17 protein-coding genes and 1 tRNA gene are annotated in these 20,073 nt (G+C 62.9%); 8 read left to right on the top strand and 10 right to left on the bottom strand.

Features of this window, described 5'->3' with window-relative positions; all coding sequences use genetic code 11:
• Positions 1 to 5: 5 nt before the first annotated feature.
• The gene (locus AC1DVN_RS19020) at positions 6 to 1,385 is read right to left on the bottom strand and encodes an LLM class flavin-dependent oxidoreductase (RefSeq protein ID WP_167343333.1); all 1,380 of its coding nucleotides are present in this window, start codon (positions 1,383 to 1,385) and stop codon (positions 6 to 8) included.
• 242 nt (positions 1,386 to 1,627) lie between these two features.
• On the opposite strand from AC1DVN_RS19020, the gene AC1DVN_RS19015 reads away from it, so the two are divergent.
• A tRNA-Arg gene (locus AC1DVN_RS19015) sits at positions 1,628 to 1,703 on the top strand.
• A gap of 49 nt (positions 1,704 to 1,752) precedes the next feature.
• Positions 1,753 to 2,715, top strand: a complete 963-nt coding sequence (locus AC1DVN_RS19010; protein ID WP_046379020.1) for a formylglycine-generating enzyme family protein — start codon at positions 1,753 to 1,755, stop codon at positions 2,713 to 2,715.
• A gap of 1 nt (position 2,716) precedes the next feature.
• Here AC1DVN_RS19010 and AC1DVN_RS19005 read toward each other — a convergent pair whose 3' ends face one another.
• Together AC1DVN_RS19005 and AC1DVN_RS19000 are read right to left on the bottom strand one after the other, a co-directional pair.
• Entirely contained in the window at positions 2,717 to 3,634 is a 918-nt protein-coding gene (locus tag AC1DVN_RS19005) for a TauD/TfdA dioxygenase family protein (protein WP_029255969.1), read from the bottom strand.
• Positions 3,635 to 3,669: 35 nt separating this feature from the next.
• The gene (locus AC1DVN_RS19000; protein WP_046379021.1) at positions 3,670 to 4,338 is read right to left on the bottom strand and encodes a TetR family transcriptional regulator; all 669 of its coding nucleotides are present in this window, start codon (positions 4,336 to 4,338) and stop codon (positions 3,670 to 3,672) included.
• A 205-nt stretch (positions 4,339 to 4,543) separates the two neighbouring features.
• Between AC1DVN_RS19000 and AC1DVN_RS18995 the strand changes: the two genes are divergently transcribed.
• Positions 4,544 to 6,880, top strand: coding sequence for an arylsulfatase (locus AC1DVN_RS18995; RefSeq protein WP_477994123.1), 2,337 nt, complete (start codon positions 4,544 to 4,546; stop codon positions 6,878 to 6,880).
• Between the two features lie 73 nt (positions 6,881 to 6,953).
• Here AC1DVN_RS18995 and AC1DVN_RS18990 read toward each other — a convergent pair whose 3' ends face one another.
• From AC1DVN_RS18990 to AC1DVN_RS18975, 4 genes are all read right to left on the bottom strand, one after another.
• The gene (locus AC1DVN_RS18990) at positions 6,954 to 8,456 is read right to left on the bottom strand and encodes a DUF4153 domain-containing protein (RefSeq protein WP_232253319.1); all 1,503 of its coding nucleotides are present in this window, start codon (positions 8,454 to 8,456) and stop codon (positions 6,954 to 6,956) included.
• Positions 8,457 to 8,564: 108 nt separating this feature from the next.
• A complete protein-coding gene (locus tag AC1DVN_RS18985; RefSeq protein WP_020908707.1) occupies positions 8,565 to 9,560 on the bottom strand; it encodes a HAMP domain-containing sensor histidine kinase in 996 nt (331 codons plus the stop codon).
• Positions 9,557 to 10,243, bottom strand: coding sequence for a response regulator transcription factor (locus tag AC1DVN_RS18980; protein ID WP_020908708.1), 687 nt, complete (start codon positions 10,241 to 10,243; stop codon positions 9,557 to 9,559). The genes AC1DVN_RS18985 and AC1DVN_RS18980 overlap by 4 nt, the downstream gene beginning before the upstream one ends.
• A 65-nt stretch (positions 10,244 to 10,308) precedes the next feature.
• Positions 10,309 to 10,842 (bottom strand): NlpC/P60 family protein, encoded by a 534-nt coding sequence (locus tag AC1DVN_RS18975; RefSeq protein WP_029255974.1) that lies wholly within the window; start codon positions 10,840 to 10,842, stop codon positions 10,309 to 10,311.
• A 250-nt stretch (positions 10,843 to 11,092) separates the two neighbouring features.
• On the opposite strand from AC1DVN_RS18975, the gene AC1DVN_RS18970 reads away from it, so the two are divergent.
• Positions 11,093 to 12,202 (top strand): serine hydrolase domain-containing protein, encoded by a 1,110-nt coding sequence (locus AC1DVN_RS18970; RefSeq protein ID WP_084325244.1) that lies wholly within the window; start codon positions 11,093 to 11,095, stop codon positions 12,200 to 12,202.
• A 5-nt stretch (positions 12,203 to 12,207) separates the two neighbouring features.
• Here the strand turns inward: AC1DVN_RS18970 and AC1DVN_RS18965 are convergent, their stop codons facing one another.
• Complete coding sequence (locus AC1DVN_RS18965; protein ID WP_477994122.1) at positions 12,208 to 13,431, bottom strand: erythromycin esterase family protein; 1,224 nt, start codon at positions 13,429 to 13,431, stop codon at positions 12,208 to 12,210.
• 107 nt (positions 13,432 to 13,538) lie between these two features.
• On the opposite strand from AC1DVN_RS18965, the gene AC1DVN_RS18960 reads away from it, so the two are divergent.
• Complete coding sequence (locus tag AC1DVN_RS18960; RefSeq protein WP_477846260.1) at positions 13,539 to 14,261, top strand: TioE family transcriptional regulator; 723 nt, start codon at positions 13,539 to 13,541, stop codon at positions 14,259 to 14,261.
• Positions 14,262 to 14,265: 4 nt separating this feature from the next.
• On the opposite strand, the gene AC1DVN_RS18955 is transcribed toward AC1DVN_RS18960, so the two are convergent.
• Complete coding sequence (locus tag AC1DVN_RS18955; RefSeq protein ID WP_003940096.1) at positions 14,266 to 14,913, bottom strand: TetR/AcrR family transcriptional regulator; 648 nt, start codon at positions 14,911 to 14,913, stop codon at positions 14,266 to 14,268.
• A 77-nt stretch (positions 14,914 to 14,990) separates the two neighbouring features.
• Here AC1DVN_RS18955 and AC1DVN_RS18950 point away from each other — a divergent pair, with 77 nt between their 5' ends.
• A complete protein-coding gene (locus AC1DVN_RS18950) occupies positions 14,991 to 16,532 on the top strand; it encodes an MFS transporter (RefSeq protein ID WP_477994121.1) in 1,542 nt (513 codons plus the stop codon).
• Here the strand turns inward: AC1DVN_RS18950 and AC1DVN_RS18945 are convergent.
• Positions 16,432 to 18,714 carry an ATP-dependent DNA ligase gene (locus tag AC1DVN_RS18945; protein WP_477846258.1) on the bottom strand — a complete coding sequence of 761 codons (2,283 nt, stop codon included), beginning with the start codon at positions 18,712 to 18,714 and terminating at the stop codon, positions 16,432 to 16,434. The two genes, AC1DVN_RS18950 and AC1DVN_RS18945, sit on opposite strands and share 101 nt — an antisense overlap.
• A gap of 115 nt (positions 18,715 to 18,829) precedes the next feature.
• On the opposite strand from AC1DVN_RS18945, the gene AC1DVN_RS18940 reads away from it, so the two are divergent.
• Together AC1DVN_RS18940 and AC1DVN_RS18935 are read left to right on the top strand one after the other, a co-directional pair.
• Entirely contained in the window at positions 18,830 to 19,102 is a 273-nt protein-coding gene (locus tag AC1DVN_RS18940) for a WhiB family transcriptional regulator (protein WP_019744832.1), read from the top strand.
• Between the two features lie 65 nt (positions 19,103 to 19,167).
• The gene (locus tag AC1DVN_RS18935) at positions 19,168 to 20,073 is read left to right on the top strand and encodes an ABC transporter substrate-binding protein (RefSeq protein WP_283308468.1); all 906 of its coding nucleotides are present in this window, start codon (positions 19,168 to 19,170) and stop codon (positions 20,071 to 20,073) included.

The raw sequence follows: 20,073 nt of genomic DNA, 5'->3' as shown, positions 1-20,073 counted from the left end.
CCCACTCAGCCGGCAGTGCGGATCCGGTCGAAGCTCCGGCCTCGGTGTTCGAGCGGCAGTCTGTCCCCTCGCCCGAACAATTTGTTGCGCAGCGTCCCCGCTTCGTAGTCGCTCTGGTAGGCGCCCCTCCTCGTCAGCTCCGGAATCACATGCTCCACAATGTCTTCGAAGGTTCCAGGAGTCACCGCGTACGCGAGATTGAAGCCGTCGACGTCGGTCTCGGCGACCCACTCCTGCAACTCGTCGGCGACCTCCTCGCCGGAACCGACGACGATCGGGCCCAGCCCGCCGATACCCGCCCACTCCGCGATGTCTCCCACCGTCCACTCGCCGCCCTTCTCGTCCGCCTGACGAAACGATGCGACCGCGGATTGAATGGCGTTGCTCTCGACGTTCCCGATCGGCTCGTCCGCTCGGTATCCGGAGAGATCAATTCCCATCCACCCCGAGGTGAAAACGAGTGCGCCTTCACTACTCGCGTAGCTGCGGTAGTCCTCGAGCTTCGCCTGGGCCAACTCGGGGGTTCGGTCGGTGATGATCGTCAACAGTGTGTAGATGCGGGCCGAGTACGGATCGCGCCCGACCTTCGTCAGTTCGTTTCGGATTCGGGCAACGGTGTCTTTGAGAATCGCCTTTGTCGGTGCACCCACAAAGATCGCCTCGGCATTCTCGGCGGCGAACCGAACCCCGCGTGGCGACGCGCCGGCCTGGAAGATGACCGGCGTCCGCTGCGGAGAAGGTTCGGAGATGTGGATGCCCGGAACCGTGAAGTGCTTGCCTTCGTGCTCGATCGGATGAACCTTGGAGGGGTCCGTGTAGACCCCGGTGGTTCTGTCACGCACCACCGCGTCGTCTTCCCACGACGTTTCCCACAACTTGTAGAGGACTTCGAGGTACTCGTCCGCGTGGTCGTAGCGATCGTCGTGCTGGAGTTGGTCGTCCTCGCCCATGTTCCGTGCGGCCGACGGGAGGTATCCGGTGACCACGTTCCACCCGATTCGCCCGTTCGTCAGGTGGTCGAGGGTGCTCAAGCGCCGAGCGAACGGGTACGGATGCTCGAAAGCTGTACCTGCGGTGATACCGAAGCCCAAGTGCTCGGTCACGGCAGCCATCGCCGACGCCAGCAGTAGCGGGTCCGAGACCGGTACCTGCGCGCCCTGCCGCAGCGCTGCGTCGTGATTGCCGCCGTACACGTCGTATGTTCCCAACACATCGGCCAGGAACAGCCCGTCGAATCGTCCACGTTCGAGGAGCTTCGCCAATTCCGTCCAGTACCTCAGATCCGTGTACCTGGACGACTGGTCCTCCGGGTGACGCCACAGACCTGGCGATTGGTGGGCGACGCAGTTCATGGCAAAGGCGTTGAAGCGGATTCTGCGGGTCATTCCCGCACCATGCCGTGCCTGCACCGCAGTGACCACCATTGCGATCAGTGCGATCGGTTCGGCTCCTGCTTGCACCCGGCGATACCGTCGACTTCGCGACCTCGTCGGCGGGCCGCTACACTGACTAGCGCAGCTGTGACGCCCGAGGCTTCGTGCCGACAGGTCGAGCGGATGCAACAGTAGTATCGGGAAGCGAAAACCCCGGCAGCACAGGGTTTTCAGCGCTTGCCGGTACGCTCCCCGCCCTCGTAGCTCAGGGGATAGAGCATTCCTCTCCTAAAGGAAGGGTCGCAGGTTCGAATCCTGCCGAGGGCACCAGGTGGGACTCTCCCCACATCGGCGTGACCAACGTGCCATTCTTGAATTCATGACGACGCCTCACTCCACGGCAACTCCCCCGAAGAACATGTCTTTGATCCCGGGTGGGACGTACTGGATGGGCTCCGAAGACTTCTATCCGGAAGAACGCCCAGTTCACCAGGTCACCGTCGACGGATTCTGGATGGACACGACGGCGGTGACAGTCGCCGAGTTCCGACGCTTCGTGAAGGCAACCGGCCACGTCACCACTGCTGAAATCGCCCCGGATCCCGCCGACTATCCCGACGCCGATCCAGCCCTCCTCGTCCCGGGATCGTTGGTCTTCAATTCGCCACCCGGCCCGGTTTCACTCGACGACTACACCCGGTGGTGGTCGTTCACTCCCGGCGCCGATTGGCGCCATCCCGAGGGCTCCGACAGCAACATCGGGGGACGTGAACGGCACCCCGTCACCCACGTGTCGTACTTCGACGCCCAGGCCTACGCCGCGTGGGCCGGCAAGGAACTCCCGACCGAGGCCGAGTGGGAGTTTGCCGCCCGCGGCGGACTCGATCGCCAGGCCTACGTGTGGGGCGATCACGACTCTCCGGGCGGGCGGCCCGGTGGCAACGTGTGGCAGGGCCAGTTCCCCTGGGAGAACCTCCTCGAGGACGGGTACGAGCGCACCGCTCCGGTCGGAAAGTTCCGGCCAAACGGCTACGGACTGCTCGACATGGCCGGGAACGTGTGGGAATGGACGGCCGATCACTACACGTCCGACCACGCCCACAGTTCCAAGAACGTCGCGCCGGCCTCGTCGTGCTGCATTCCTCGCAATCCCCGCGCGGAGTTCGCCACCGAGGCCTTGGCCGGCGAACCCTACGCACGACGGGTGATCAAGGGCGGCTCACATCTGTGTGCACCGAACTACTGCTTGCGATATCGCCCTGCCGCGCGGCAGGGCGAATCCGAGGAGTCCTCGACCTGCCACGTCGGCTTCCGGTGCATCATCCGCATTCCGCAGGAGTAGATCAGAAGGGCCGGTCCCCCAGGATGGCCACCCGCTCCATGACGCGGCGATGAGGGAAGTAGTCGCTCGCAGCGTAGTGCTGGGTGGCCCGGTTGTCCCAGAAGGCAATGGAATTCGGCGCCCACTTGAAGCGGCACTGAAAGTCCGGGACCTTGACCTGCGCGAACAATAGGTTGAGCAGATCGTTGCCTTCGACAGGATCCATATCCGGAATGTGGGTGGTGAAGAGGCTGTTGACGAACAGAGTCTTACGCCCGGTCTCCGGATGCTTACGCACCATCGGATGCAGAACCGGCGGGTACTGCTCCTTCATCTGCTCCAACTTCTCCGGGCTCATGCCGCGTCCGAAGGACGGCACAAAATCGTGGATGGCGTCCTTGCCGTCGATCAAGTCCTTGATCTCGTCGGGGAGGCAGTCGAAGGCGTTACCCATATCGGCCCAGAGCGTGTCACCACCGGCAGGCGGTACGTCGATCGCCCGAAGTACTGAACCGAGCGGCGGCGTCTTCGTCCAGGTGACGTCGACGTGCCAGATGTTCTCCGTTCCTGGACTGTCCTCTCCGCGTTCGAATCTGACGACTGCCGGGACCTCTCCCTGCGGGAGAAGTGGATGAACCTCGAGTTCACCCCAATGGGCCGCGAAGTCACGATGATTCAAGCTCGAAATCGGCTGGTCCCGAAAGAACACGACCTTCCATTCGAGGAGGGCCCGGCGCACGTCCTCGATCTGCTCCTCCGACGGATCACGCAAGTCGATATCGCTGATCTCGGCACCGATGAACGGTGTGACGGGTGTCAGAGTGAACCGCTCGTACGGCCTCGATTCAACGCCTTCCGGATTGCGCCTCATTCCGCGTGGTCCGAATTCGATTGTGTGATTGCCGATTTGGACTGTTCGTGATGATGTAAGGGTAGCCATCGAATGACTCCGTCCTGTCGTGTCGTGTCGCGGGGTCACACGTCAGTCGACGCGTGCAGCCGCTTTGCTCGTGTGCGTTTGTGTGTGCTTTGGGGCGCGGTCAGCGCTCCTACCGCGAGATCGACCAGATGATCCACCGTCGTATCGAAATCTGCCTGCACAACGGGGTTTTCGTCTTCGCGGCGCTGCTCGAAGATGGCCAGAGCAGAGACGCTCATGTTGAACGTCAGATCGATCCGTTCAACCGCGACGCGGCGGGGCAGATGCGGCAATGCCCGCGTCAACCTGCCGACAACCTCGTTGATTCCTTCACTGACCTCGCGAAACTCAGCACTCTGTGTATCCACTGACGGTGAAATTCTCGCGATGAACCGCGCATAGTTGGACCCGTCGACCGTCGCCATGAAATCGGCCAGCGGGTACAGGAAGGCTTCGACCAAAGCACGGACCAAGTCGGTCCGCCCACTGGCGTCGACGTCGTCGAGATACGTCAGTCGCGCTGCATTGATCTGATCCATCCGATGCCGGAATACGGCCAGTACCAGACCGTCTCGCCCACCGAAGTGATACTGAACTGCAGAGTTGTTGCGCTGTCCGGCCGCAGTCGCCACGTCCCGCATGGACACTTCGTGAATACCGTGCTCGGCGAACATCCGCTCGGCGACGGCGATCATGGCGTTCTTGGCATCCAACGAGGCGGGCATATACCGACCATATAAGTCACTGTCTTAATTCCGCAAGGCCCACCCCCTGTGCGCGGTTAGGGACTGCAGGGACTCCTTAACCACTCACAGGGGTGATTGTCCCAGTCAGCGAGACCTACGCCGCCAACTGAATTCCGATCGATACTCTCCAAATTAAGACGACTGCTTAATCGACCCGGTTTTGCACACGCCAAGGAGCCTGCTGGTGAATCGCCATTCCATCCCGATCATTCCCGAGACGCCGAACGTCGCGGCCGCCGTGTACTACCCCGATCAGAATCCCCCGTACACCCGCCCGGAACCGCTTCGCCCGCCGGCCGGGGCCCCGAACGTGCTGCTGATCATGATCGACGACGTCGGATTCGGCGCACCCTCCGCGTTCGGTGGCCCGTGCCGCACCCCCACCGCCGAGCGTTTGGCCGAAACCGGCGTGAAATACAGCCGATTCCACACCACGGCTCTGTGCTCGCCGACGCGTGCCGCCACACTGACCGGGCGCAACCACCACAGTGTCGGTATGGGTGTCATCTCCGAAATGGCCAACGCGGCACCGGGATACAACGGGACCCGTCCCGCCTCTGCCGCCACGGTCGCACGCGTCCTGCAGGGAAACGGCTATGCGACGGGCGCTTTCGGCAAGATGCACCAGACCCCGACGTGGGAGACCACCGCTGCCGGGCCGTTCGATCGGTGGCCGGTCCGTGAGGGTTTCGACAAATTCTACGGTTTTCTCGGTGCCGAGTCCGATCAGTTCACCCCGGTTCTCTACGAGGACTTCACGATGGTCGACTTACCCAAGACGCCACAGGAGGGTTACCACCTGTCCGAAGATCTCGTCGACCACGCGATCGAATGGGTCGAGGGCGTCAACACGATGGACCCGGACAAGCCGTGGTTCTGCTACCTCCCCTTCGGCGCGTGCCACGCTCCACTCCAGGTCCCGGACCGCTACCTGGACAAGTACGTCGGCGAATTCGATCACGGGTGGGATCGCCAACGTGAGATCACCCTCCAAAAGCAGAAGGAACTGGGCGTCGTCGCTCCTGACACCGAGTTGGCCCCCTGGGCTCCGGGGCTCCCGCACTGGGACGAACTCGACGACGACCAGAAGAAGGTCTCGGCCCGTTTGATGGAGTTGTACGCGGCATTTCTCGAGCACACCGACGACGAGGTAGGCAGGCTCGTCGACCGGTTGCAGGAAATGGGTGTACTCGACAACACTCTGGTGCTCTACATGATGGGTGACAACGGCGCCTCCGCCGAGGGCGGCATGGAGGGCTCGTTCAACTACCTCGCCGGCCTCAACGGTTACAAGAGTGCGACATCCGACGTACTGGCGCGCTACGACGAATTGGGGACCGAAACCAGCTACCCGCACTATCCGGCGTCGTGGGCTCTGGCTCTCGACACCCCGTACCAGTGGGCCAAGCAGGTTGCGTCGCACTACGGCGGTACCCGAAACGGTCTGATCGCCCACTGGCCCAAGGGGATCGACAAGCCAGGCATCAGGGAGCAATGGCATCACTGCGTCGACATCACGCCGACAATCCTGGAAGCTGCCGGCATTCCGGCACCGACCAGCGTCGACGGGGTCACCCAGAAACCGATGGAAGGCGTGGCGATGAACTACACCTTCGCCGAGCCCGACGCCGAAGAGCGCCACACCACACAGTATTTCGAGATCTTCGGCAACCGCGGAATCTACGATCACGGTTGGACCGCAGTCACGGCCCACCGCGCACCCTGGCTGATGGCCACTCACGGCCTCGAGCTCACACCGATGAGCGAAGACCGCTGGGAGCTCTACGACACCTCGGTCGACTGGTCGCAGGCCCGCGATCTCGCGGACGAGCATCCCGAGATCCTGGCCCGGCTCAAGGAAAAGTTCCTCGTCGAGGCGGCCAAATATCAGGTGTTGCCGCTGGACGACAGAACGGTCGGTCGCCACGCCACCGCGGAATCACGACCCCCGCATCCGATGATGGGCCGCGCGACCCTCACGCTGTACCCACACATGAACGGTCTGGTCGAGAAAGCCGCGCCGACGTTCTTCAACCGCTCGTACACGCTGACCGCAAGTCTGGGTAGCGTCGCCGACGGCATGCTGGTCAGCCTCGGTGGCCGGTTCGGCGGATTCGCTTTGTACATACTCGATTCCGTCCCCGTCTACTGCTACAACTTCAGCGGCGGCGGTCGGACCTTCGTGCGTGGGCGCAACCCGCTGGCACCCGATGCACGCGAGGTGTCCGTCCACTTCGAGTACGACGGCGGCGGAATCGGCAAGGGTGGAACCGCAACCCTGAGCGTCGACGACGAGGTGGTCTCCGAGGGCCGGATCGAGAAGACCACTCGGGCGATCTTCAGCATGAACGAACAGCTCGACGTCGGCATCAACCGGGGAAGCCCGGTCGCGGAAGAGTTCGCGGACACGGGCACGTTCCGCTACGGCGGCAAACTCAACAGCGTGACGGTCGACTTACGCTCCACCCGCGACGTGGTGTCCGCGGAGGAACGGGAGAAAATCTCACTCGCCGTGCACTGATCGAACAGGCGACGCTCGCCGATTGTGCAGCCGCGCGCGATACCTGCCGTGCGCCTGCACAATCGCCCTGCGTCTATCCGACCGTGTACATCTGCAGGCACGGCCCGACCGGGCGAGCTTCCAGGATGTCGCGCGCCTTCTCACGCGCTGCGTTGAACTCCCAGGGCGCAGTGGTACCCGGCACTCCGAATCGATATCTGCTCAAGGCACATGAACGCTGCGGTTCCGGTAGACGATCCAAGGCAGGTACCGCGTCGACAGAGAGCCCGTGCAAGTAGGAAACGTCAATGCTCTTGCCGCCCTCGAACCGCTCCACGTTCTTTTGCGCGATGTACGCATCGGGGTTGAACACCGCGAAGGCAAGCAGCGCGACGGCCGAAGTGGCGAGAACAGCTGTGGGCAGCCACTTCCCGGACATCCGAATACCTGCGACGAGCAACAACACGAACACGAAGCCAAGAAGCAACTCTGTCGCGAAGACGCTGACCCGGAGCACCGTGAAACCGTACTGATTCTCGTACAACCACATCCGGTGCACAGCGGACGCCACGATCACCAGGCTGAAGACACACAGTGCACCCAGCAGTCCGCGGGCAAGACGCCTCGATCCAGCGTCGCGGCGGTCGATGTACCGCACGGCGACGGCGATGACGAGCAGCGTCAGCACGGTAACCGCCATGAGCTGCCAGAAACCCTCACGCGCGTAGTCCGCGTAGGTCAGTCCGTCGGTCACCTGTACGTGCTCGTCTCCCCCGAACAGCGTCTTCGTCTGTACTGCAACAAAACCGAGGAACAGCACGTTGAGCACTCCGAGCGGGACCGCCCACTCCCACATCGGCAACGGCGTCGCCGGCGCAGGTGCAAACGCGTCCACCGTCGGCGTTCTGCGACGCAGGTACACCGCAACCAGCGTGCCGAACGCCATCACGACGCCGGCAAAGATCCGTGCTCCCGGGTTCGACACCGAGATGGCAGGAGCGAAGCCGCCGAAGATCTTCGCGAACTCCGGATCCGCACTCACGAACAAAGATCCGAAAATCAGCAGGAGAAGAATCGACACTGCGCTCACGACGACAACTCGCGCCGCCGGCACCCGCGGAGCGGAGCGGGTAGCGAGTTTTCGACGACGAACGAAGTTGACCGTACGGTGGGGTGCCCGCCAGGGAGCGAACGTTCCCAGAAGTATTCCGGTCCACGTCCGCCCGCCGATCAGAGTCCACGTGAACAGAACCCACGCAGCTACGACGCAGAGGAACACCAACCACTCCGCACCGCGAACGGCGGCAACGCCCAGAAGTGCGAGCATCCCCATCGCGGCGGCCCACTGCGTCGTAGACATCCGCGGCGGCGTCAGAATCCCGAACACGATCACCACGCCGACACCGACGATCACGTACGCGATACTCACGAACCCTGGATCGAGGATCAGGGCCGCCAGCGCCCCAACGCCGCTCGCGCCGACGAGCATCGAGCGGGTGGCCATCGACGTGCGATCGGGACGCCAGAACCGGCTGGGTCGCTTGGGTTTTGCAACAGGTATCGGCGCTTTCGGCGGAATGATTATTGGAGCGCTCATGTGATCTCCCATGTTTCGGGTTCAAATTTCGGGTTCGGAACTACAGGCGAATGTCTGATGAAGGCATGCGCCATCGCGAGATCTCTCGATCTCGTTGGAAACTTTGATTCAGCTCTGCGGCAGCACTACTCGAATGCAGCAGCCAGACGGGGCATCGACGACGGCGATCCTGCCGTCATGTAATTCGACCGCCCACTTCGCGATCGCGAGGCCGAGCCCGGTACCCCCGTCGGTCGATCCGCCGCGGATGAAGCGGTCGAACACTCGCTCACGGGCTTGTGGCTCGATGCCGGGGCCGTCGTCGTGGACATCGAGCACCAACTCCCCTGCACTGCCGGTACGCACTCGGATGACAACTTTCGTGTCGACGTTCCCGTGCTGAACCGCGTTGTCCACCAGGTTGGTCACCACCTGATGGAGGCGATCCGGATCGGCTACCACGGACAATTTCGGAGGCTTGACGTCTATCTCGATGTCGCCCGCACTCACACTCGACAGCTCACGTAGGAACGGCTCGACCTCGAAACGGCGGCGCTTCAACGGCATGGCGCCACCCTCGAGTTTCGAGAGGTCGAGAAGGTCGGCCACCAGCGCTCCCAGTCGTTCCGTCTGCCGCAACGCCGATTTCATCATCGCCGGATCCGGTTCTTCGACACCGTCGACGACGTTTTCGAGCATGGCTTGCAAAGCGGTGATGGGCGTCCGTAATTCGTGGGAGACGTTGCCGATCAACTCGCGGCGGTACCGGTCGTCGGCCCCGAGGTCCTCGGCCATCCGATTGAACGCATGGGCGAGTTCGCCTACTTCGTCGCGGGAAGTCGCTCGTACCCGCCGCGAATAATCGCCGCGCGCCATCGCCTTCGCCGCGGCTGTCATCTCGCGAAGCGGTGACGTCATTCCGTGTGCGAGCACTTGTGTAACTCCGAGAGCGACAACCAACGCTGTCAGGAGAGCAAAACGAAATGGTTGTTGCGACGTCAGCCAGAAACCGCCCGCGGCGAACAACAACGCTGCGACAACCAGGAGGCCGACCTTCACTTTGAACGATCGCATCGGGTCCAGCGGCCGCGGCCACCGTGCAAAGAGTCGGTCGACGCCGCTCATCGCGGCACGTCCCAGGCGTACCCGACGCCGTGAACGGTCCGGATCACGGAAGGTCCGAGCTTGCGTCGTAGAGCCTTGACGTGGCTGTCGACGGTCCGACTACCCGCTCCCTCACCCCAGCCCCAGATCTCCTCGAGCAGCGACTCCCGCGGGATCGCCGCTCGCGGCCGCTCCGCCAGGTAGGCGATGAGATCGAATTCGGTGCGAGTCAGGTGGACTTCCTGCGTATCACGACGCACTCGACGTTCGGTCAGGTCGATCACGACGTCGCCGAACTCGAGCAAGTCGGCCACCGGGCGAGCAGCGTGCTCCGCACGATCAGCGCGCCGAAGCAATGCCTGAACACGGGCGACGAGGACACGCATGCTGAACGGCTTGCTCAGATAATCGTCGGCCCCGACGCCGAGACCGATCAGCATGTCGGTTTCATCGGCACGAGCGGTCAACATCAGCACGGGCACCGGGCGCACGGCCTGGATGCGGCGGCAGACTTCGAGGCCGTCGAATCCCGGCATCATCACGTCGAGCACCACTAGGTCGGCGTCCATCTGCTCGCAACGGGTCACAGCACTGGGACCGTCGAATGCCAACTCGACGTCGTAGCCCTCGGCACGCAGCCTCGCTGCGATGGACTCGCAGATACTGACCTCGTCGTCGACCACGAGCACTCTTCGCTGACTCATGGAACTGACTGTATTCGGCCCTCGTGGATGAACCTGGGAGGACTTGTGAAGGTTCTGTGCAGGTTCTAGAACCTGCGGATGTTGTTGATCGGCAGATCCGCCAGCGGCGTCAGTCCGGTCGGAACACCAACTCCGTAGGCGTTGAACACCATTCCGAATCCGGCGTAGATGCCGACGTGCGTCGCACCGGGGTAGAAGGTGATGACATCGCCGGGCGCGAGGGCCCACCGAGGAACCGGCTGTCCGACGTTGGCCTGCTGTTGGCTGGTCCTTGGCAGATTCACTCCCGCCTGCCGAAACGCCCATTGCACCAGCCCGGAGCAGTCCCACGAGTTCGGCCCGACTCCGCCCCACTGGTAGGGCTTTCCGGTCTGAGTGCTCGCTGCTGCCAGCGCGATCAGGCCTGCCGGACTCGGAATGGGGAGGGCGGCTGATCCGCTGCTGATGCTTCCTGCGCTTCCCAGGCTGCCGGAGCTCCCGCTACTGCCGCCGCTACCGAGGCTCCCCGGATCGGCCGAGGCGGGGGCAGCGGAGAGCAACAGGACGCTTCCGGTCAGCAGAGCAGCGACCGTTCCCGTGCGGAGTGTCGACTTCTTCATGCATCCGTCCTTCGTGGGAGTCGTTTCGGCGCGCGGCAGCGCACCTCGATAGCCGTGAACTGGTAAGACACGTGAAAACAAACACTTCGTTCGGATGTTAACGGCGTAGACGTGGTGTTCGGACAGGAATCATTGATCCCATTTGTCGGTTTTCGACAAACAGGCCTTACGTCCCGGCCTGGCAAAGATCAGGGAATGATCGGGGATTTCCTGGATCCGTCGGAGCCTGCGGATCCCTAGATTCGAAATCATGCGCTCATACCTCCTCGTCGCCGCGGTCATCATCGGAGCCACCACGGCGCTGATCGGTTGCTCGACGCTCCAGCGCGCAGTGGAGATTCAATCGGATCTCGACGGACTCACCAGGTCGGGTGTCGTCGGGTCGATCGCAACACTCGACGACGGCACCACGACGGCTGTCATGACCAGCGGCGTACCCAATCGGACCAACGGCGATTCGATCGGCAAGAATGATCGGGTCCGGATCGGAAGTGTGACAAAGACATTCACCGCTTCACTCGTCCTGCAGTTGGTGGCCGAAGGCAAGGTCAACCTCGACGCACCGATCGAGCAGCACCTCCCGGGCCTACTGCACGGCAGTGACATGGACGGCAGTGGCACAGACGGTAGCGCAATCACCGTGCGGCAACTGTTGCAACATCGCAGCGGCCTACCCGAGTTCGCCGGAGAACCCGGCGCCGACGAATGGATTGCCGCAAACGAGGACCGAACACTGACGCCGTCCGCCGCGGTCGCCATCGCCCTCGGCAAACCGGCGCAATTCGTCCCCGGAACGTCGTTCGTCTACACCAACACCAACTACATCGTTCTCGGAATGCTCGTCGAATCGGTGACCGGCCGCAGCTACGCCGACGAACTTCAGTCTCGGATACTCGACCCGCTGGACCTGGAAGACACGTACCTCCCGGCGGCCGGTGAGCGCGACATCAGGGGCGATCACCTGACGGGCTATCAGGATCTCGACGGTGGCCTGACCGATGTTTCCCGCACGGAACCGTCGATCCCCTGGTCTGCCGGAGCGATGGTCTCGACGGGCACAGACCTGAACGCCTTCTGGCGTGCGCTACTCGACGGGCAGGTGGTGCCGGCCGAGCAGCTTGCCGAGATGACCACCCCTCAGGTCGGCGCCACCGAAGCCGAGGGGCTCGGGTACGGGATGGGCGTCGGCGCCACCGAACTTCCCTGCGGCGTCACCTATACCGGCCACAGTGGCGGGATCTACGGGTACTACACGCTGTCCGGTGCGACGCCGGATCGTGCGTTCACCGTGACGCTGACGTCGACGCCGAAGGACCAGCCGGACACCGTCGCGATACTCTCGCACGCGCTCTGCCCCTGACGCTGTTACCAGTACTGATGACGCTGCCCGTCGGTATCCGCGACGAAGATGACCGCGTCGGCGCCGTCCAACTCCGAAGGTTTCAGCGGCAGATGCCCTGGCAGGATCGCTTCTCCCGCGGTGATCGACGGGCCGAGCACGGCTCGCAGGGCCGGAGTCGAGAACAGGGCACGCCGACCGGTCGCATCGGCCAACGCTCCCTGCAGAGTGCCCGGATCACTGTCGGGGTTGGCGTCGGTTGCCAAAAATACGTAACGCTCCCCGAGGACAAGTCCGACAAGTGAGCCGGCGCTCCCCCAACTGACCACGTCGCCGTTGACCGGCATGTCGGACGGCACTCGCAAGAGATGGGCATTGTGTGCGAACAGCAGGCTAGGCCCGCGTCGCTGCTCCTGGGCGACGACCGCCAGCAGGTTCTCGGCCATCATCTCGGCACGCAGACTGAGCAGTGTTCCAATGCGATCAGGAGCGGAACTCGCCATCGCGGAGTGATAGCGCAAGAGCCCCAGAGCGGTGCGTGAATGTGCAAGGGCCAGGTCGTACCCGGCCGGGTCGACGGGTCGCAGCACTGGTGCGGCGCGCCGCAGGACGCTGCCGAGGTCGTCCGCAATGATGCGCAGAGCGCGAGCATGATCGGAGTTGCCGACGGACGCAGCCGGATCGAACATCGCCGCCGGGTTGGTCCAGTCGGCGTCCTGACCCAGTAAAAGGTCGGCGTCGTCGAGAGATTGTGGCCGCAACGCGGCGGGCAGGAAGTCACCTGCCGCAGACAGTGCGCGGCGCGGGCTCGGTGCACCGGAGTACTCCACCGGAGCGTCGAAGCCGTAGAAGCGAACTCGGTCAGCCGGAGCGCGGCCGTCGTTGTACTCGCGTAGCCATTCGACGAGTTCGCGGTTTCCCGGTACCGCACCGAATCCGTGGCTGAAGCCTGTGGCGAGCACCTTCTCGATGTCCGCCTCTCCCCCGTTCACGTACTCGTCGACAAGCAATGCCGCAAAGACATCTGTTTCGAGCACGATCGACCGATATCCTCGTTCGACCAGTTGGCCGAGAAGTTCGTTGCGCAGCAACGGAAAAGCCTTGATCCCATGAGTCGGCTCGCCGAGAGCGAGCAGAGCCGGCACCTCGGTTCGTGCTGCGAGCACTTCGTCGACGGCACGACCAAGACTTGCCGCGTCTTCGAGTTGGCGGCCGAGCTCACTCAGCGCTGGGGCAGTGGACATGATCATCCCTTTCGAAGGTGGACTGCCTTCGACAGTATCGTTGAAGATTCGGGTGAAACTTTTACAACAATTACCTGGGGTATACCGTGAAAAGCCTCAATCGGAGGTGATCAGTGCGGCCCATCGACCTTGCCCGTGAACACGGGTTGTCCGCACAGGCGATCCGCAATTACGACGACGCCGGCGTCCTTCCTCCGACCGATCGCAGCAACGCCGGCTACCGGCGATACACCCCAGTGCACGCGCAGGCCCTGCGAACTTTCCTCGTATTGCGCGGCGGTCACGGCCACCAGCGGGCCACGGAAATCATGCGTGCGACCAACCAGGGCGACACCGAGTCCGCCTACCGCCTGATCGACAGTGCACACGGGACACTGCTCGCCGAGCGAGGAACTCGCACCGAGGTAGCCGCAACGCTGGGGACTCTGTCCACCATGGCACCGGCACTGGTCCACGGTCCAGCGCTGACGGTGGGTGAGCTCGCGCGCCGTCTCGGCGTTCACCCGGCGACACTGCGCACGTGGGAAGAGCACGGCATCCTGCACCCCGAGCGCGAACGAGCAACGGGTTATCGCGAATTCGGTCCGGAGTGTGTGCGCGACGCCGAGATCGCGAGGCAGCTGCGGCGCGGCGGCTACCGACTGTCGCAAGTCGCCCAGTTTCTCGATTCGCTGCGCGAGGCCGGCGGAGCGGACTCATTGGCAGCGTTCCTCGAATCCTGGCAAGACCGGCTGGCCACACGCAGTCGCAACCTTCTCGCCGGCGCGGCTCAGCTCGATGCCTATCTCACGATGCTGGATCAGACCTCGCCTGGTTGCCGATCAGCAAACGGTTGAGGCGTCAGTTCACAAGCCGCGCAAGGCTCCTCACCATCTCACCGACGGTGTCGGTCGACGGCCACGGGAATTCCGGGAGATCGGCCCGCAACATCACCTGTCCGTGCAGCGAAGTCCAGATCGATACCGCATCGACAAAGGTGTCTGTGCTGGCCGACCTCCCAGCGGCGACGCACGCGTCAAGGTTGGTCACCAGCGTGTTGAAGGCGGCCAGTCCTCGCGTATCCGATTGTGGTGACTGACCTTTCGGCCTGGACCACCCGAACAAGACCCGATACCGAGCGGGCTCGGAAATGCCGAACTCGACGTATGCCGAGCACCCGGCATACAGACCCTCGACCGGGTCGGGGTGTGCGGAAACGGCGTCGGCCACGGCGAGATGCAACTGCTCCAGCGATTCGGAGACCACCGCTTCGACAATGGCATCGCGATCGGAAAAGTGTCCGTAGATAGATGGTGCGGATATCCCGACTTCGCGAGCGACTGATCGGAGCGTCACCGCCTGATCCGATCCGGTGCGGGCGATGAGCGTCGCCGCTGCGGCGACGATCTCTCCGCGGAGCCGTGCGCCGCTTCCTCTCGGATTTCGGGCGCGAGTACTCCGAGAACCACTCGTCCCAGTTTCATCGGCATCTTCGGAAACATCACTCACCCGACAAACTTTACACATGTAAGGCGAGGGGGTACGTTCTCATCACTAAACATTCGTAAGGTTACATTCGTAAGGACATGATGAATTCCCTCGAACCCACGGACCGGCGACGATGGGCAGCACTGGGCGCCCTCTGCACATCCCTCGTCGTAGTCACGATCGACAACACCATCCTCAACACCGCTATCCCGACCCTTGCCCGCGAACTGCGGGCGACCACCGTCGACCTGCAATGGATCACCAACGCATACACATTGGCGTTCGCCGCCTTGCTCATCACGGCAGGTGGACTCGGCGCGAGATTCGGTCACCGTCGGATACTTCTGACCGGCCTCACCTTGTTCGCTCTCGGGTCAGCCTTCGCTGCCCTCTCTCACACGTCGTTGCAGCTGATCGGCTGGAGAACAGTGATGGGGGCAGCCGCCGCACTGGTCATGCCGGCGACGCTGTCACTTGTCGTCTCGATGTTCGCCCCGCACGAGAGAGGCCGGGCGATAGGAATCTGGTCTGCAACCGCCGGACTGGGAATCGCGATCGGCCCCGTGGCCGGTGGCGTACTTCTCGAACATTTCAGTTGGGGAAGCGTCTTCTGGATAAACGTCCCACTGGTCGCCGTTGTGATAGCCGCGACGGTTTCTCTTGTGCCCTCAGCAGGAGGAATGGTCAAGGGTTCCTTCGACATCCCCGGACTCCTGTTGTCCGCCGGCGGACTGGCTTTGATCGTGGATGCCCTCACCCAAGCAAGCCTTCGCGGATGGTCGTCGCCCATCACGGTGCTGGAGATCGTCAGCGCAACAGCACTTCTCGCCGGGTTCGTCTGGTGGGAGCTGCGGGCCCCGGCGCCGATGACAGACGTGCGCATCTTCACCAGCCGAGTGTTCAGCATCTCCAATGCCATCTTGGCCGCAACGTTCTTCGCCTTGTTCGGTGTTCTCTTCACGTACACGCAATACCTCCAATTCGTTCGCGGTTACGGTCCATTGGTTGCCGGCGTCGGTGCAGTTCCGTTTGCACTGGTGATGGCGGCTGTCGCCTCCAGCAGCGATCGTGTGGTTGGCCGACTCGGGGTGCGCAGTTCGATCGCGGGCGGCCTCGCGGTCATGTCCGTGGGGCTGTTGGTCTTGTCGATCGCCGCGGGTAGGTACGCACCGTTCGGGGTCCTGGCTGCGATCATGGCACTGGTTGGCGCCGGGATGGGGCTGGTCATGGCTCCGGCAACAACTGCGTCGATGTCGTCGGTTGCGCCCCAGCAGGCTGCGATGGCAAGTTCGATCAACAGTGTCGTACGGGAATTGGGTGGAGTTCTGGGCGTCGCCGTCGTCGGGACAGTCGTAGCAACGGTTTTCCGGTCCCGCTTCGAACCCGGAGTCGGCACTTCCACAGTCGGTCTGGCGCAGATCCACGCCGACGCTCCCCCGGTGAGCATTGTGGCCGAAGCAGCGAATCAGGCTTACACTTCGGCGATGTGCATGGGAATCCAGATCTGTGCCGCAGCAGCGTTCCTCGGCGCGTTGGCCGTTATTGCCTTGTTTCCCGCACCACGTCGCCCGGCTTCTTGTCCTCCCGCAGACCCCGCCAACTCGGATGGCGAAGGCGTCCGGTCGCCGTCCAATCCATGAACCGCGCCTCACCGACGAGTTCAGGCCTCACCCACACCGCACCCTTGCGGTCATCTGCTGGAAGTTCCTCCTCGAACGGACTTTCCTTCTGACGCAACGGTTCCAGCACCGCAAGCAGTGACTCCAAATCACGATCGCTGAAGCCGGTACCGACGCGCCCCACGTAGGTCAATCCATCCTCACCCGGAATTCCCATGAGCAGCGCCCCGATCCCCTGCGCTCGATTGCCCTGCCCGGTGCGCCACCCACCGATCACCACCTCTTGGGTGCGCCAGTTCTTCACCTTGATCCAACTCGACCCCCGCCGCCCTGGAAGGTAGACCGATGCACGACGTTTGGCGACAATCCCTTCCCACCCGGCATCGGTACTCACCTCCAAGGCGTTCTCCGCCGTGCCCTCGATCTGCGGTGGTACCTCGAGCTCACCGACCTTGCCCGCCAACGCATTCAACACGGTGCGGCGATCCGAATAGGACTTCCGCAGCAAAGACACTCCGTCGAGGTACAGAAGATCGAAGGCCAGGAACACCGGTTCCCCACCTCGCTGGAGGAGGCCGAAATCTGTAACTCCCGCGTCGTTGTACGCCACCACCTCACCGTCGAGAACCACGTCATGACCGTCCAGCACCTCGGCCAACCCGGCAAGGGCTGGATAGTCCCGGGTCTTGTCGTTACCCGCGCGACTGCGAAGCGACATTGTGCCCGAATGATATTCGAGAATCACTCGAATCCCGTCCCACTTTCCTTCGAAGGCCCACTCCTGCGGGTCGAGACCTTCGAGCGTTCCAGCGGTGGCGAGCATCGGCTCGAGATTCTTGGGAAAATCCGTTCCGAAACTCGCGTTCTGATCCTTCATCAGATGCATCAACCACTGATCACCCTTTGTCCGGATCAGCGCGAAGCGTCCATGCACCCGCTCCCCACTCAAGCGCACGATCACCTCGTCTTCGCGCCACTTCTCGGTCTCGTACGTCCCGGAATCCCAGATCGTCATCGAACCCCCGCCGTACTCCCCTTTCGGAATCGTGCCCGAGAATGTGGCGTATTCGAGCGGATGATCCTCGGTGTGCACGGCCAACCGATTTTCTCCGGCACTGGTCGGCACACCCTTCGGGACTGCCCAGGACACAAGCACACCATCCCGCTCGAGACGAACGTCGTAATGCAATCGTCTGGCGTGATGTTCTTGAATCACAAAGGTATTGCCCGCTGCCTCCTTGTCCACTGCATCAGGGATCGGCTCCGGAGTCCGGTCGGCCGACCTCTTGTTGCGATAGTGCGCCAACGTATCGGCTACAGCCGCCGAGACCGGCGGATCCAGATCGCCCAGCAGATCACCGTCGGATTCGACGCGCTCCAGAACCTCGTCGAACAGCAGGTGGCGCAGTTTCGGATCGTCGAGTTCGTCCCAACTGCGCGGCGCGGCAACATAGGGTTGATCGCGACCGCGCATCGAATACGGCGCAATGGTGGTCTTGGCTGCGTTGTTCTGACTCCAGTCAACGAAGATCTTGCCTGCCCGGACATTTCGCGCCATCGTCGCGGTGACGAGATCCGGGTGAAGCTTCTCGAGCCCGGTGGCGATCTGCTTGGCGACAGTCGACGCACCACTGCCGTCCAAGGCTCGATCCAGTGGAACGTAGAGGTGGATTCCCTTGCTACCACTGGTTACCGGATAGGCCGTCCACCCCAGAGTTGCGACCAGATCTCGAATCGACCTCGCCACCTCGGCGCACTCGGACAATCCGACGCCTTCGCCCGGGTCGAGATCGAATACCAGTCGTGTCGCCGGACCACGCTCGGAACCGTCGAATCTCCATTGGGGAACGTGTAATTCGAGTGCCGCCTGTTGCCCCAGCCACGCCAGGGATGCAACGGAATCGAAGATCGGGTAAGTGACGACGCGATCAGAATGTTGCAGCGACGCACGCGTGAGCCACTGCGGGGCAGACGACGCCAGGTTCTTCTCGAAGAAGGACTGACCGTCCACACCGTTGGGCCAACGCTTACGAGTGCCCGGTCTACCGACGACATGCGGAAGCATGACTGCGGCGATACGGGTGTAGTAGTCGATGACTTCGGCCTTCGTGGTGCCGCTCTCGGGGTAGAGGATCTTGCCCAGATTGGTCACGGACACGGTTGTGCCGTCGAGAGTGATTTGACCCCGATCCGTCGTTGCCATCTCCTCATTGTGCTGGATAGCGCTGCGTCTGGCAGTAGAAATCTGATGGATCGGAAACCTGCCGCTGCGCCAGGCCACGGGCAAGACTGGATTCTCGATGGGAGAGGAGACCACGATGACAGTTCGCAGTTCCGTGGAGCCGTTGGTGGACAACAACTGGCGGATGTTCGCCACCTGTAAAACAGTGGACCCGGCGGTGTTCTATTCGCCGGGTGAAGAGCGCGGACGCAATCGGGCTGCACGGGAGAGTTCCGCGAAGCAGGTGTGCTTCCGCTGCCCGGTCATTCGGGACTGCCTGACCTTTGCACTCGAGACCGCTGAACCGCACGGAGTCTGGGGTGGGACGACACCGTCGGAGCGCCTTGCGCTGCGACGCTCAGCTGCGTGAACTCCGCTCACACGAGACCCCCGTCACGTCCAGACCGGACAAACAGGCAAGATGGCCTAGTGCCTATGACACGACGCGCAGTTGCCGTGACCGCGATCTTCGCTTCCTCGATCTTGTTGGGCTCGTGTTCGTCGCAGCCGGAGGCACCTGCGGCAGCAGATACCACCACCACGGTTCCCGAGGCGTTCACCAAACTTCCCTCGACCACCGCAGTGGACAAGTGCGGACCCCAGAGCGGGACCACCCTCGAAGACGGTGTCCTGACCATCGCCACTGACTCACCGGCGTACGCGCCGTGGTTCGTCGACAACGATCCGTCGAACGGCAAAGGCCTCGAGGGTGCGGTGGCCCGGGCGGTCGTCGACAAGCTCGGGTACAACACCGACCAGGTTCGCTTCACCACTGTCGCCTTCAACGACGCATTGAAACCAGGCCCCAAGGATTTCGACTTCGACGTCAATCAGTTCACGATTTCCGGGGATCGCCGCGCGAACGTCGACTTCAGCTCGCCGTATTACGCAGTGGCGCAGTCGGTGATCGCCTCACGCGGAAGCAAGGCCGCCGGTGCAAAGAATCTTGCGGATCTGGCCGGCTACCGTTTGGGCGCTCAGACCGGTTCCACCAGCCTCGCGGCGATCACCGACACGATTGTTCCGACCACTGCGCCACGCGAGTTCGCGACCACGGACGACGCGAAAGCTGCGCTGGCCGAGGGCGAGATCGACGCATTGGTCGTCGACATCCCGACCGGATTCCACATCACCGAGAACGAACTGCCCGGGTCGGTCATCGTGGGTCAGTTTCCGCGGCCCAACGCAGTCACCGAATTCTTCGGTTTGGTGCTCGAGAAGAACAGTCCGCTGACCGAGTGCGTCTCCGCGGCAGTCGATGCGCTCTACGCCGACGGAACCCTCGAGAAGCTCGCAACCGAATGGATTACCGACAGCGCCGACGCACCCGTTCTCGAGTAG

This window comes from Rhodococcus sp. P4_E4 (assembly GCF_056401575.1).
This window is presented reverse-complemented; position numbering and strand designations above follow the sequence as displayed.

What these genes read in the sequence shown, in the direction of transcription:
- AC1DVN_RS19020 (WP_167343333.1), bottom strand. Translation starts at nt 1,385, where the DNA reads ATGACCCGCAGAATCCGCTTCAACGCCTTTGCCATGAACTGCGTCGCC.
- AC1DVN_RS19010 (WP_046379020.1), top strand. Translation starts at nt 1,753, where the DNA reads ATGACGACGCCTCACTCCACGGCAACTCCCCCGAAGAACATGTCTTTG.
- AC1DVN_RS19005 (WP_029255969.1), bottom strand. Translation starts at nt 3,634, where the DNA reads ATGGCTACCCTTACATCATCACGAACAGTCCAAATCGGCAATCACACA.
- AC1DVN_RS19000 (WP_046379021.1), bottom strand. Translation starts at nt 4,338, where the DNA reads ATGCCCGCCTCGTTGGATGCCAAGAACGCCATGATCGCCGTCGCCGAG.
- AC1DVN_RS18990 (WP_232253319.1), bottom strand. Translation starts at nt 8,456, where the DNA reads ATGAGCGCTCCAATAATCATTCCGCCGAAAGCGCCGATACCTGTTGCA.
- AC1DVN_RS18985 (WP_020908707.1), bottom strand. Translation starts at nt 9,560, where the DNA reads ATGAGCGGCGTCGACCGACTCTTTGCACGGTGGCCGCGGCCGCTGGAC.
- AC1DVN_RS18980 (WP_020908708.1), bottom strand. Translation starts at nt 10,243, where the DNA reads ATGAGTCAGCGAAGAGTGCTCGTGGTCGACGACGAGGTCAGTATCTGC.
- AC1DVN_RS18975 (WP_029255974.1), bottom strand. Translation starts at nt 10,842, where the DNA reads ATGAAGAAGTCGACACTCCGCACGGGAACGGTCGCTGCTCTGCTGACC.
- AC1DVN_RS18970 (WP_084325244.1), top strand. Translation starts at nt 11,093, where the DNA reads ATGCGCTCATACCTCCTCGTCGCCGCGGTCATCATCGGAGCCACCACG.
- AC1DVN_RS18965 (WP_477994122.1), bottom strand. Translation starts at nt 13,431, where the DNA reads ATGATCATGTCCACTGCCCCAGCGCTGAGTGAGCTCGGCCGCCAACTC.
- AC1DVN_RS18950 (WP_477994121.1), top strand. Translation starts at nt 14,991, where the DNA reads ATGATGAATTCCCTCGAACCCACGGACCGGCGACGATGGGCAGCACTG.
- AC1DVN_RS18945 (WP_477846258.1), bottom strand. Translation starts at nt 18,714, where the DNA reads ATGGCAACGACGGATCGGGGTCAAATCACTCTCGACGGCACAACCGTG.
- AC1DVN_RS18940 (WP_019744832.1), top strand. Translation starts at nt 18,830, where the DNA reads ATGACAGTTCGCAGTTCCGTGGAGCCGTTGGTGGACAACAACTGGCGG.
- AC1DVN_RS18935 (WP_283308468.1), top strand. Translation starts at nt 19,168, where the DNA reads ATGACACGACGCGCAGTTGCCGTGACCGCGATCTTCGCTTCCTCGATC.